The organism is Tepidamorphus gemmatus (assembly GCF_004346195.1).
Taxonomy (GTDB): domain Bacteria; phylum Pseudomonadota; class Alphaproteobacteria; order Rhizobiales; family Tepidamorphaceae; genus Tepidamorphus; species Tepidamorphus gemmatus.
In genome coordinates, this window is the sequence record NZ_SMAK01000003.1 from 46,876 (window position 1) to 59,258 (window position 12,383).

The window sequence follows — 12,383 nt, forward strand, 5'->3', positions numbered from 1 at the left end:
TAAAACTTTAGTCGAATGCCGCCAGCTGCCGGAGCCAATAGTTCAGACACGCTGGATATGGTGCGCAGCATCGTAACCGGACACGGACGACGCCACACGACCGTCGTGGCGAGCAAGGTGCGAACAGGGCCATGAATCTCATCGAAGAGCTGCAGAGCATGCAGCGTCAGATCGATCCTGCCAGACGCCGGCAGATGCTGAGCGCGTTTGCGGACCTGTTCTTCGACAGCGCGGAACACTACAGCGACCGTCTGCTGATCCAGTACAGCGACGTCCTCGCCGACCTTCTCCAGCGTGTCGATCCCGAGACGCGGGCGGAGATCGCCGAGCGCATCGCCGACGCCCCCCATGCGAGCCAGGCGTTGCACCTGTTCCTTGCCCAGGCGGAGCTCGATGTCGCGGCACCGGTGCTGCGGCGGTCGCGTGTGCTCGGCGACGAGGCGCTGGTCCAGATCGCCACCAACAAGAGCGAAGGCCACCGCCTCGCCATCGCCATGCGCGAACATCTAAGCGAGACGGTCACCGACGTGCTGGTGGAATTCGGCGAACCGACGGTGCTGCAGGCGGTGACGCTCAATCTCGGCGCGGAGATCTCCGAGCTTTCGTTCGGCCGTCTGGCCGAGTTCGCGGAGAAGGACGAGGGCCTGCTCGATGCGATGTCGCAGCGTCCCGACCTGCCCGGCGCAGCAGCTGACCGCATCCTGCGACTGCTCCCTGCCGAAGCGCGATCGCGGCTGGCGACGCTGCTCGCGGCCGATCGGGAGTCGGTGCGCCCGCTGCTGTCGCAGGCGGCTTGGGTGGCGCGCCAGCAGCGGCTCGACCGCGCTCTGGAACGGCTCGAGGCGAAGGGTCTGATCCGCCAGATCGCCGAGGGCGAACTGCCCCGCGACGTCGTCGTAAAGTGGCTGGCGGGGAAGGATCGTGTGCTCGATCTGGCGCTGGTCTTCGCGGAACTCGCCGAGTTCCGCGAATCCGTCATGACCTCCTGCCTGCTGAAGGCGGACAATGGTCCGCTCGTCGTCCTCATGCGCTCCCTCGACCTCTCCGAGGATGCCGTGCGCTCCGTTGCCGTGATGCGGTGCCGTCGGCTGTCGCTGCCGCTTTGCGAACGCGACCAGCTGCTCGCCCGCTGGCACGCGATCCAGCCGGAGACTGCCAAGCGGGCAATGCGCTTCACCCGCCTGCGCGCATCGCACGGCGCCGCTGCCGCCGCCTGAGCGCCACACAGGTCGCGGCCGCCGCGCCGGACACCGACCATTGCCCGAGTTGCGTCGGATGGATCGGCCTGTCGCATAGCCCCAAACGCGCCGGCGCGCGCGCGATTGTCGCGCCCGCGTCGGAGGATGCCGGCGACCGGCGCATATGGCGGAGTGGTGCAGGCGCATGCTAGGTAGCGCCCAGTCGAACGACACGGCAGGACATTTGGAGGCACCGATGCGACTGAAGGATCCGACCCTTCTCAGGACACAGTGTTTCGTGAACGGCGAGTGGATCGGGTCCGGCGCGATCGCCGTCACCAACCCGGCCAATGGCGAGGAGATCGCCAGGGTGCCGAACTTCGGCGCCGAGGAGACCCGCCAGGCGATCGAGCACGCTCAGGCCGCGTTCGGCCCATGGGCGGCCAGGACCGGCAAGGAGCGGGCGAAGATCCTGCGCCGCTGGTTCGACCTGATCATCGAGAACAAGGACGATATCGCGATGATCATGACCAGCGAGCAGGGCAAGCCTCTGGCCGAGGCCGCCGGCGAGGTCGACTACGCGGCCTCGTTCGTCGAATTCTTCGCCGAGGAGGCAAAGCGCATCTACGGCGACGTGATTCCGAGCCATCGCGCCGATGCGCGCATCGTCGTGGTCAAGCAGCCGGCCGGCGTCGTCGCCGCGATCACGCCATGGAACTTCCCCGCCGCGATGATCACCCGCAAGGTCGGCCCGGCGCTCGCCGCCGGCTGCACCGTGGTCTGCAAGCCGGCCGGCGAGACGCCGCTGACAGCGCTGGCACTGGCAGAGCTCGGCGCCCGCGCCGGCATTCCCGCTGGCGTGCTCAACATCGTCACCGGCAAGGCCTCGGCGATCGGCAGCGAAATGACGTCGAACCCGCTCGTCAAGGTGCTGACGTTCACCGGATCGACCGCGATCGGCAAGATCCTGATCGAGCAGTGCGCCAAGACGGTCAAGCGCGTCGGCATGGAGCTCGGCGGCAACGCGCCGTTCATCGTCTTTGACGACGCCGATCTCGACAAGGCGGTGCAGGGCGCCATCGCCTCGAAGTTCCGCAATGCCGGCCAGACCTGTGTCTGCGCCAACCGGATCTACGTGCAGTCGGGGGTCTACGACATCTTCGCCGAAAGGCTCGCCAGCGAGGTGCTGAAGATGAAGGTCGGCGACGGCACCGAGGTCGGCGTCGTGCAGGGGCCGCTGATCAATGCCGCGGCGGTGGAGAAGGTCGAGGAGCACGTGCAGAACGCGGTCGCGCTCGGCGCTGAGGTCGTCGTCGGCGGCAAGCGGCACGCGCGCGGCGGCAACTTCTACGAACCCACCGTACTCAAGAACGTCACGACCAGGATGCTGATTACCCGCGAGGAGACCTTCGGCCCTGTCGCGCCGTTGTATCGCTTCGAGACGGAGGAGGAGGTGATACGCCTCGCCAACGATACCGAATTCGGGCTTGCGGCCTATTTCTACAGCCGCGACGTCGGCCGCTGCTGGCGGGTCGCCGAGGCGCTCGAGTACGGCATCGTCGGCATCAACGAGGGGCTGATCTCGACCGAGGTCGCACCGTTCGGCGGCGTCAAGGAATCGGGCCTCGGCCGCGAGGGGTCGCATTACGGCATCGATGAGTTCGTCGAGATCAAGTACATGCTGATGGGCGGGCTTGCCAGATAGAGGCCCCGTCATGGTGACGACCTCCTCGCCGGACGCCCTGAAGCGCCTCGCAGCCGAGCGCGCCCTCGACTTCGTCGATTCCGGCATGCGTCTCGGTCTCGGCAGCGGGTCGACCGCAGCGCATTTCGTCGCGGCCCTGGGGGCGAAGGTCCGCGCCGGCGGCCTCGATGTGGTCGGTGTGCCGACGTCGGAATCGACCCGTCGGCTTGCCGTCGAACATGGCGTGCCGCTGACGACCCTCGAGGAGACGCCCGAGCTCGACCTGACGGTCGATGGCGCCGACGAGGTGGACGGGCGGCTGCGACTGATCAAGGGCGGCGGCGGGGCGCTGCTGCGGGAAAAGATCGTTGCGGCCTCCTCCGGCCGGATGATCGTCATCGCCGACCGGTCGAAGCGGGTCGCCCGGCTCGGGCGCTTTCCCCTGCCGGTGGAGGTGGTGCCGTTCGGCCACCCCTCCACTGCCGTCAGGATCGCGCGCGCACTGGCCGGGATCGGCCTGCCGACGGCGATGCGGCTGCGTCAGGGCAGCGGCGACGGCCCCTACCGCACCGACGGCGGCAATCTGATCTACGACTGCGATCTCGGCGAGATCCCGGATCCGGAGACGCTCGACGCGGCGCTGTCGGCAGTGCCGGGCGTCGTCGAACACGGTCTGTTCATCGGCTTGTGCGCCTGCGCGATCATCGCAGGTCCGGACGGCATCGAACTCCTGGAGAGAGGCTGAGGCCGCAATGGCGGCGTTCGACTACGATCTGTTCGTCATCGGCGCCGGTTCGGGCGGCGTGCGCGCCGCTCGGATCGCCGCCGGCTACGGTGCCCGGGTGGCGATCGCGGAGGAGCATCGCATCGGCGGTACCTGCGTGATCCGCGGCTGCGTGCCGAAGAAGCTGCTGGTCTATGCCAGCCGCTTTCGCGACGAGTTCGAGGACGCCGCCGGCTACGGCTGGAACGTCGGCGAAACGGCCTTCGACTGGCCGACGCTGATCGCCGCCAAGGACAGGGAAGTCGCCCGCCTGGAGGCCGCCTATCGGCGCAACCTGGAGGCCGCGGGCGTCGAGATCATCGCGGCGCGCGGCGAACTGCGCGGTCCGCATACGGTTCACCTGGCCGGACCGGGCCGCGATGTCACCGCCCGGACGATCCTGATCGCCACCGGGGGGCAGCCCAATCTCGACCGACAACTGCCGGGTATCGAGCATGTCATCACCTCGAACGAGGCGTTCCATCTCGAGCGGCTGCCCGAGAGCATCGTGATCGCCGGCGGCGGCTACATTGCGGTGGAGTTCGCCGGCATCTTCAATGGCCTCGGTGCCCGGACGACGCTGATCTATCGCGGCGAGGAGATCCTGCGCGGCTTCGACGACGATCTGCGCACCGGCCTCCACGCGGCGATGACCGCGCGCGGCATCGAGGTGATCTGCGGCGACGTCTTCTCCCGCATCGAGAAGACCGACACGGGGCTCGTCGGCCATACGCGGCAAGGCAGGGCCCTCGCGGCCGAACAGATCATGTTCGCGATCGGCCGTTCGCCGCGCGTCGAAGGGCTCGGCCTTGACCGGGTCGGCGTCGCGCAGGGCTGGAACGGGGCAATCGTCGTCGACGGGACCGGCAGGACATCGGTCGACAGCATCTATGCGGTCGGCGACGTCACCGACAGGGTGAACCTCACCCCGGTCGCGATCCGCGAAGGCCATGCCTTCGCCGACATCGTCTTCGGCGGCAAGTCGGCCGCCATGTCGTACGACGCCATTGCTACCGCGGTGTTCTCGACCCCGGAGATCGGCACCGTGGGCCTGAGCGAGGCGGAGGCGCGCGAGCGGTGCCGCGCGCTTGACATCTATGTCGCCCGCTTCCGGCCGATGAAGCAGACGATGACCGGCCGCGACGAGCCGGCAATGATGAAGCTCGTTGTCGATGCTCAGTCCGACGTGGTCGTCGGCTGCCATCTGCTCGGCCCGGACGCCGGCGAGCTCATCCAGATCGTCGGCATCCTGGTCAAGCTCGGGGCAACCAAAGCGCAGTTCGACGCGACCGTCGCGGTGCATCCGACGATGGCCGAGGAACTGGTCACGCTGCGTACCCCCGCCCGTCGGTGGCGGGCTGAGGACCCCGCGACCGAACGAGCGCGCACCGCAACCTGAACGCCCGATGAACGGGAGCTTCAGGTCCGGCTCATCCGGACTCCGCTACCTGTCGGCCCAGTCAGCTGGTCCCGCGTACGGAGTATCCCGATGGGCAAGTTCGTGATGTCGCTCGCGCTCCTCATCATGATGGCCGGAACCGCCTTCCTGGTGGCGGCGCCGGTGCTGGTCAAGGCCGAGCATTCGACGCTGCTGTCGCGCGGCGAGACCTGCTTCACGCGCGGCATCGTCTGCCGCTAGCCGCTCACGCTGGCACGGCGGCGGGACGGGGCTGGCGGACCGGGAACCCGAGCGCGGACAGTTCGCCGGCCAGCGCATCGGGGCCGGTGAACCGGATCGTCCGGAATCCGAGTTGGCGGGCGGCCTCGACATTGTCCTCGCGGTCGTCGATGAACAGCATGTCGGCCGGCGCCAGACCGGTCCGCGCGCACAGGACATCGAAGATGCGCGGATCGGGCTTGATGAAGCCGACCTCTCCCGAGACCACCGCCTGATCGAAGTCGCCGAGGAATGGGTAGGCGGCGCACGTCGTCTGCCAGAGCTCGGCGGAGAAGTTGGTCAGCGCATGGACGGCAACGCCGTTGCGCTTCAGGTCGGTCAGGATCTCGACCGTGCCCTCGATCGGGCCGCTGATCGTCTCCAGCCAGCGCTCGTAGAAGGCGGCGATCAGCGCGCTCGAGCCGGGGAACCGCTCCGACAGCGCCGCGACCCCGGCTGCGCAGGATCGTCCGCGATCCTGTTCGGCATGCCACCCGGGCGTCAGCACATGGGTCAGGAACCAGGCGCGCTCCTCGCGGTCGGGGATCAGCTTGTCATAGAGATAGGCCGGATTCCAGTCGAGAAGCACGTTTCCGACGTCGAATACGACGGCCCGCAAATGCGTCTGCATGACGGTGCTCCCCTGGATGCTGCGCCGCGAATTTCACGTTGCATAGCACAATCCGGGGCCCTGCAGGAACCCGCGCCGGCTGTCCGGCGGTTTGCCGGCCGGCCGGCGCCGCGGCGAGCCGCGACGGTAGCGGCAACGGCGCGCCGTCGAGGTCCGATCAGGCAGGCGCGCCGTCGGGCGTCCGCCGCTCGCGATCGGAATGGACCTGCATGGTCGGAGAATGCCCTAGTCGTCCAGATAGTCGGCGCAGCGCGGTGCAGGCGCCTCGCCCCACGGCATGATCGGCACCGTCGAGGTCGAATTCTCGGGGCTGCCTTCGATCAGCTTGTCGGTGTAGACGAGGTAGACCAGCACGTTGCGGGTGGTGTCGCAGCCCCGTACGATGCGCATCCGCTTGAAGAACACCGAGCGGCGCTCGGAGAACATCTCCTCGCCCTGCGAGAAGCTGCCCCTGAACGACACCGGACCGATCTGGCGGCAGGCCAGCGAAGCATTCGACAGTTCTTCCGCGACACCAAACAAGCCGCTCAGCCCACCCTTCTCGGGAACGGTGAAATGACAGGCGACTCCTGCCACCTTCGGATCGTCGATCGCATAGGTCGCGAGCTTGTGGTCGGGGGTCAGGAACTTCCAGACGGTGGATTTCTTGAAGATCAGCTCGGGCTCCTGTGCGGCAGCCGGCGACGCGATGCCCAGCATCGTGGCCAACATCGCGGCCAGCAGGCGGACGAGGACGACAGGTGCAGGCATGAACGGTTCTCCGGTTCGCGGCGGCCGACCAGAGATAGGCAGCCAACCCTCTGTCTGCGAGGGGCACGGATCGCGGACGGTCGCCCCCTAGCCCGTCATCCCAGCCCGGCGCGCCGCCGCCACGGCCTGGCGCAGCACGTCCATGTCGCCGACATGGTTGGCGAGGAGCAGTACCAGCCTGGCGTTCAACGCCGCGCTCTCCGCTGCCGTCAGATCGCGATGGGCATCGACGAGCAGGTGAAAGGCCGCATCCGGATCGGCGAAGCGGCTGTCGGTCATCAGGTCAGCCATCTGTCATCCCCTTGGCACGGGCGAGCGCCGCCTCGATCCGCGTGCGGTCGTAGCGGCGGAACCGGGCGGCAAGATAGTGGTCGGGGCGAACGAGCCAGCAGCTGCCCGGCGCCGGATCGTAGCGAACCGCGAACAGACCGGTGGCATCGTGCAGGTCGCGCCCGATGCGGAGCAGGCGGACACCCGGCAGCGGCTCCGGTGTGGTCCCGTCATCGGCATGGAGCAAGGTGAAATCGCGCCCAAGCGCATTGAGCAGCCAGACCTGGCGCCCGGCGGCATCGACCATCGGGGCGTCCGGCAGCGGCGCGCCCGGCCGCATCTGGCCGCCGAACGGGTCGGTGTCGGGCGTGGACAGGGTACTGTCGTAGATCGCCGCGGTGTGCAGGCGGCCGGAATTGACCATCCGGCGGGCGAAGCCGTGGTCGCGGGCGAGTTCCAGCACCGCATCGCGCAGCACCTTGTCGCCAGGACTCTTCGGCACGAGGAAGTCGGTGGAGCGGGTCGAATGGGCGATGTTGACGTCGGCGGCCTGGATTCGCTCGCAATCATAGCTGTCGAGCAGGCGCGCCGGCGCCTCACCGCTGACGACGAGGGCGAGCTTCCAGGCCAGATTCTGTGCGTCTTCGATGCCGGAATTGGCGCCGCGCGCTCCGAACGGCGAAACCTGGTGCGCGGCGTCGCCGGCCAGGATCACCCGGCCGTGCACGAATCGCTCGGCGCGACGGCACTGGAACGTGTAGACCGAAACCCAGACGAGATCGTATGGCCGGCCTTCCATCATCCGGTCAAGGCGGGCACGCACCCGCTCCGGCCTGGTCTCCTCGCGCGGATCGGCATCCCAGCCGATCTGGAAGTCGACGCGCCAGACATCGTCGGGCTGCTTGTGGATCAGCGCCGACTGGCCGGAATGGAACGGCGGTTCGAACCAGAACTGACGGATGGCGGGAAGATCCGCCTGCATGCGGATGTCCGCGATCAGGAACTGGTCGCGGAAGGTCTCGCCGACGAAGTCGATGCCGATGAGGTCGCGGATCGTCGATCGTGCGCCGTCGGCCGCAACCAGCCAGTCGGCCGCGATCCGGTAGCGGCCCTCCGGCGTGTCGATGTCGAGACAGGCGCCATCGGCGGTCGATTCGAGGCCAACCACCCGGTTGCGCCAGCGGATGTCGGCGCCGGGCAGCCGTTCCAGCCGTTCGACGAGCAGCTTCTCGAGATAGTATTGCTGCAGGTTGACGAAGGCCGGCATCTTGTGCCCCGGCTCGGGCAGGAGATCGAACCGGTAGACCTCGCGGTCCCGGAAGTGGACCTTGCCGACGTGCCAGCCGACCCCCTTGGCGGCGACCGCCTCGCCGACACCGAGCGTGTCGAGGATCTCCAGACAGTGCTTGGAATAGCAGATGCCCCGCGAGCCTTCGCCGATCCGGTCGGCATCGTCGAGCAGCACGACCGGAACGCCACGCTGGCAGAGATCGATCGCCGCCGCGAGGCCGACCGGCCCGGCGCCAACCACCACGACCGGGTGGCGAACGGGGTCCGCGGCATCCTGATCGGGCGACCGACGATAGGCGAAGCGGTAGAGCGCCTGCCGGGATTCAACATCGGCCATCGCATCCTCCCGTGGGTGCGGCGGCCCGCGCTCGTTCGGCGCAGCGGGTCCGCGCTCTCCCCGTTCAGAACTCGCGGCCGATGCTCCTGTCAACCGAGATCGGACCGGCGCCGCGCACGGCGATGAGCAGCGCGGCGACAGCCCACAGAAAGGCGAACTCGTAGCCCCCGTCCTGCATGAAGAAGCCGTTGGCCAGATGCACGCTGATGCCGGCGACGAACAGGAAGCCGGCGGCGAGCGCGGCGGCGGGGCGGGTGAGGAAGCCGATCGCGATGGCGATGCCGCAGCCGATCTCGACGAAGATCGCCAGGCCGGCGAACAGCCAGCCCGGCGTCATGCCGAGCGAACCGAGGAAGCCTGCCGTTCCGGCAAAACCGCCGCCGCCAAAGGCGCCGAACGCCTTCTGAAGACCATGCGGAACGAGAAAGCCGCCAACGACGAGACGGAACAAGAGCTCGGCGACGGGATCGAGGGAGCGGTAGATCGGACCCAGAATCGGCACGATCAGGCGCTGGTCGGTGGTGGACACGGGCAATCTCCTGATACGGTCCGGGCCCCCATGGCGCGGACGGGCACAAGCTGGGCAACCCGCCTTCCCGCATCAACCGGGCGCCGGTGAGCAATGTGTTGCGCAGATCGCATCAATGGCTGAAGCGGCATTGCCCGCCCTGCCGTCGCTGCCTATTGTCCCGACCGTCTCCGCGGGAGGCCCGGACCCGGCGTCCGGACAAGGCAGGGATGATAAGGCGGGCGATGGCGGACAGCGGCGGACAGGGCGGACGTGCTCGGCGCGCCGACGTGCTGCGGCTGGAAGCCTTCCTGCCCTACCGCCTGATGATGCTGGCCGAACAGGTCAGCCAGTCGCTGGCACGCATCTACGGCCGCCGCCACCATCTCGCCAACCCCGAATGGCGGGTGCTGGCCGCGCTCGGCCAGCACGGTCGGATGACCGCCACCGAGATCGGCCGGCACAGCCGGATGCACAAGACCAAGGTCAGCCGGGCGGTGGCCGAGCTGGAACGTCGCGGGCTGCTGGTCCGCACTACCTCCGACGTCGATCTGAGGGTCTTGCATCTGGCGCTGACCGAGGCCGGGCGTGCAGTCTATGACGACATCGTTCCGTTGGCAGTGACCTTCGCCGCCGATCTTGCGGCGGACCTGTCACCCGAAGACGCGGCGGCGCTCGACCGCATCCTGGCGACGCTGATGCAGCAGGCATCGGCTGGCGAGGCGGCTGGCGGCGATGCGGCATCCTGACCACACCTCGCCGCATCGCGAGATCGTGGCCGGGCGACGGTTTGACCCCTGATCGCGGCGTTTCCATACTCGGATCGACCGTCGACTCGACGGTCGGCGTGTCGCATGCATCGCACCAGGACAATGCAACAGGTGATGAGGGGCTGGATCGCAGGGCTCGCCGGTGTGGTCCTGGCAGCGCTCCCAGCCGGTTCCGCGGCGGTTGCCCAGGATCCGGGCTATTGCGTTCAGCTCGAAGCCCGACTCGTCCATCTGGAGCGGTCGCGGTCGGGATCCTCCGCCGACATCACGCGGCGCGACAGCGCCATCCTGACGCTGCGCAAGCAGCTCGATGCCGCACGACGTCAGGCCGCACAGGCCGGTTGCGGCGCGCAGCAGGGCTTCCTGTTCTTCCGGCCGCCGCGTCCGCCGCACTGCGGCGATCACGACGCGATCATCGCGCGACTCGAGGCCAATGTCCGGGCGCTCGAGGCGCAGCGCAGCGCCGCGCCCCTGCAGGTCGTCTCCGGCGACCGCGAGCGGGCCCAGCTGCTGGCAGCCCTCGGCGAGCACAATTGCGGTCCGCAATACGCCCGCTATGCGCCCCGGCCCGGATCCGGCGGGCTGTTCGGCTTCTTCAACCGTGACTACGGCCGCGATCCCTATGCCGAGGAACCCGGCATCGACGACCGCTACGGCACCTTCCGCACGATCTGTGTGCGCAGCTGCGACGGATATTTCTGGCCGATCAGCTTCTCGACAGTCTCCACCCATTTCGGCAATGACGAGCAGATCTGCCGGGCGAGCTGCCCGGGCGCCGATGTGGCGCTCTACATCCATCGCAATCCCGGCGAGGAGGCCGATGACGCCGTCTCGCTGAGCGGCGAGCCGCTGCGCGCGCACCCCAACGCCTTCCGCCATCGCCGCGAGTACGTACAGGACTGCACCTGCCGGACCGCGACACGAACGACGGCGCTGAGCGAGCGGGTGATCGTCGACATCACGGCCCGCAACGGCGCGGTCATGCGCAGCGATGCGGCCGGCAGCACTGCCGCGCGCGCCGAGACCGGCGCGATTGCCCTGCCGGGCACGCCGCTGCCGCGGCGGCCGCCGGGCGCGGTGCCGCCGCCGGTCGGGTCGATCGCGACGATCACCGGCTTCGAGGACTATGACTCGACGTCGGCCCCGGACGTGGCACAAGGGGAGCGTCAGGTGCGCAATGTCGGTCCCGGCTTCACGATGTACCGCCGAGTCGTCGAATAGCCTCCTCGCGGCCGATCAGCGGCAGCAGCAGCTTCAGTTCGGGTCCGTGGTCGAGACCGGTCAGCGCCTGTCGCAGCGGCGCGAACAGCGCCCTGCCCGACTTCCCGGTGGCCGCCTTCACCGCCGCCACCCAGGTGCCGAACGTGGTCTCGTCCCACGGCTCGTCCGGCAATAGCCGCGCGGCCTCTGCCAGCAGCGGGCGGTCGTCCGGAGCGATGACGGGCGCAACCGGCCCGACGATCCGGTTCCACCAGCCGACCGCATCGGCGACGACGTCGAGATTGCCGCGCACCGCCTGCCAGAACGCCGCGCCACCCCCGACCCCCAGCGAGGAGAGCCGCTCGGCGACATCCTCGTATGCCATCGCGGCGACGAGCTTGCGATTGAGCGCCGCCAGATCGCCGATGTCGAAGCGTGAGGGGGCCCGCGACAGCCGGGCAAGATCGAGCCGGCCGGCCAGCTCCTCCAGAGAGGCGACCGCCTCGAGCGCTTCCGCGGAACCGATCAGCACGGCGAGGCTTGCCACCGCCATCGGCTCGTAGCCCGCCTCCCTGAGCGCCCGTAGCGACAGCGTTCCCTTGCGCTTCGACAGCTCCTCGCCGCCGGCGGCGACCAGCAGGTTGTGATGCGCGAATGCCGGTGGCGCATGACCGAGCGCCTCGAAGATCTGGATCTGCACCGCGGTGTTGGTGACGTGGTCCTCGCCGCGGATGACGTGGGTGATGCCGAGATCGGCGTCGTCGACGACGCTGGTGAAGGTGTAGAGGCAGGTTCCGTCCTCGCGAATCAGAACCGGGTCGGAGAGGGCGGCGGCGGGATGGTGCTGCGGTCCCCGGCACAGATCGTCCCAGACGACGGCGCGGTCCTCGAGCAGGAAGCGCCAGTGCGGCCGACGCCCTTCGGCCTCGAGCGCCGCGCGCGCGGCGTCGGTGAGCTTCAGGGCGGCGCGGTCATAGACCGGCGGCAGTCCCCGCGCCCGCTGCCGCCGGCGCTTGCGATCCAGCTCCTCCGCCGTCTCCCAGCAGGGGTAGAGCCGGCCGTCGCGCTTCAGCCGAGCGGCCGCCGCCTCGTACAGCGCCGCGCGGTCCGACTGGCGCACGGTGAGGTCCGGTGCGATGCCGAGCCAGCCGAGATCCTCGACGATCGCCTCGGCGAATGCCGCGCGGCTGCGGGCGGTGTCGGTATCGTCCAGACGCAGGATGAAGCGGCCGCCATGCTGCAGGGCGAACAGACGGTTGATGAGCGCGGTCCGGGCGTTGCCGATGTGCAGATAGCCCGTCGGGGAGGGCGCGAAGCGGACGGTCGGGTGCATGGATCGCTGATA

Annotated in this window: 13 protein-coding genes; 7 read left to right on the plus strand and 6 right to left on the minus strand. The window is 68.8% G+C overall.

The genetic code is table 11. From position 1 onward, the window contains the following. The first annotated feature begins 131 nt into the window (after nucleotides 1-131). The 5 genes from EDC22_RS05585 (at nucleotide 132) to EDC22_RS17900 (ending at nucleotide 5,264) form a co-directional block, all read left to right on the plus strand. On the plus strand, nucleotides 132-1,217 hold the full coding sequence (locus EDC22_RS05585) for a DUF2336 domain-containing protein (RefSeq protein WP_132805651.1): 1,086 nt from the start codon (nucleotides 132-134) through the stop codon (nucleotides 1,215-1,217). A gap of 217 nt (nucleotides 1,218-1,434) precedes the next feature. After that, nucleotides 1,435-2,883: an NAD-dependent succinate-semialdehyde dehydrogenase gene (locus tag EDC22_RS05590; RefSeq protein WP_132805652.1), complete on the plus strand. Its 1,449-nt coding sequence runs from the start codon at nucleotides 1,435-1,437 to the stop codon at nucleotides 2,881-2,883. 10 nt (nucleotides 2,884-2,893) lie between these two features. Further along, the gene (gene rpiA / locus EDC22_RS05595) at nucleotides 2,894-3,607 is read left to right on the plus strand and encodes a ribose-5-phosphate isomerase RpiA (protein WP_132805653.1); all 714 of its coding nucleotides are present in this window, start codon (nucleotides 2,894-2,896) and stop codon (nucleotides 3,605-3,607) included. Between the two features lie 7 nt (nucleotides 3,608-3,614). Further along, nucleotides 3,615-5,024 (plus strand): glutathione-disulfide reductase, encoded by a 1,410-nt coding sequence (gene gor, locus EDC22_RS05600; protein WP_132805654.1) that lies wholly within the window; start codon nucleotides 3,615-3,617, stop codon nucleotides 5,022-5,024. 90 nt (nucleotides 5,025-5,114) lie between these two features. Further along, a complete protein-coding gene (locus EDC22_RS17900) occupies nucleotides 5,115-5,264 on the plus strand; it encodes a hypothetical protein (RefSeq protein ID WP_165926805.1) in 150 nt (49 codons plus the stop codon). 4 nt (nucleotides 5,265-5,268) lie between these two features. On the opposite strand, the gene EDC22_RS05605 is transcribed toward EDC22_RS17900, so the two are convergent. The 5 genes from EDC22_RS05605 to EDC22_RS05625 all read right to left on the minus strand — a co-directional run bounded on the left by EDC22_RS05605 (nucleotide 5,269) and on the right by EDC22_RS05625 (nucleotide 9,089). Further along, on the minus strand, nucleotides 5,269-5,913 hold the full coding sequence (locus EDC22_RS05605; protein ID WP_132805655.1) for an HAD family hydrolase: 645 nt from the start codon (nucleotides 5,911-5,913) through the stop codon (nucleotides 5,269-5,271). Between the two features lie 225 nt (nucleotides 5,914-6,138). Beyond that, the gene (locus EDC22_RS05610) at nucleotides 6,139-6,663 is read right to left on the minus strand and encodes a CreA family protein (protein ID WP_132805656.1); all 525 of its coding nucleotides are present in this window, start codon (nucleotides 6,661-6,663) and stop codon (nucleotides 6,139-6,141) included. An 87-nt stretch (nucleotides 6,664-6,750) separates the two neighbouring features. Further along, nucleotides 6,751-6,954: a DUF2783 domain-containing protein gene (locus EDC22_RS05615; RefSeq protein ID WP_132805657.1), complete on the minus strand. Its 204-nt coding sequence runs from the start codon at nucleotides 6,952-6,954 to the stop codon at nucleotides 6,751-6,753. After that, nucleotides 6,947-8,560, minus strand: coding sequence for an FAD-dependent oxidoreductase (locus EDC22_RS05620; protein WP_132805658.1), 1,614 nt, complete (start codon nucleotides 8,558-8,560; stop codon nucleotides 6,947-6,949). The genes EDC22_RS05615 and EDC22_RS05620 overlap by 8 nt, the downstream gene beginning before the upstream one ends. Nucleotides 8,561-8,624: 64 nt before the next feature. Further along, the gene (locus tag EDC22_RS05625) at nucleotides 8,625-9,089 is read right to left on the minus strand and encodes a DoxX family protein (RefSeq protein WP_207903712.1); all 465 of its coding nucleotides are present in this window, start codon (nucleotides 9,087-9,089) and stop codon (nucleotides 8,625-8,627) included. A 224-nt stretch (nucleotides 9,090-9,313) separates the two neighbouring features. On the opposite strand from EDC22_RS05625, the gene EDC22_RS05630 reads away from it, so the two are divergent. Both EDC22_RS05630 and EDC22_RS05635 read left to right on the plus strand, forming a co-directional pair. After that, entirely contained in the window at nucleotides 9,314-9,817 is a 504-nt protein-coding gene (locus EDC22_RS05630; protein ID WP_132805659.1) for a MarR family winged helix-turn-helix transcriptional regulator, read from the plus strand. A 135-nt stretch (nucleotides 9,818-9,952) separates the two neighbouring features. Continuing rightward, on the plus strand, nucleotides 9,953-11,059 hold the full coding sequence (locus EDC22_RS05635; RefSeq protein ID WP_165926806.1) for a DUF2865 domain-containing protein: 1,107 nt from the start codon (nucleotides 9,953-9,955) through the stop codon (nucleotides 11,057-11,059). Here EDC22_RS05635 and gltX read toward each other — a convergent pair. Beyond that, nucleotides 11,031-12,371 carry a glutamate--tRNA ligase gene (gene gltX / locus EDC22_RS05640; protein ID WP_132805661.1) on the minus strand — a complete coding sequence of 447 codons (1,341 nt, stop codon included), beginning with the start codon at nucleotides 12,369-12,371 and terminating at the stop codon, nucleotides 11,031-11,033. The genes EDC22_RS05635 and gltX overlap by 29 nt on opposite strands. Nucleotides 12,372-12,383 lie beyond the last annotated feature (12 nt).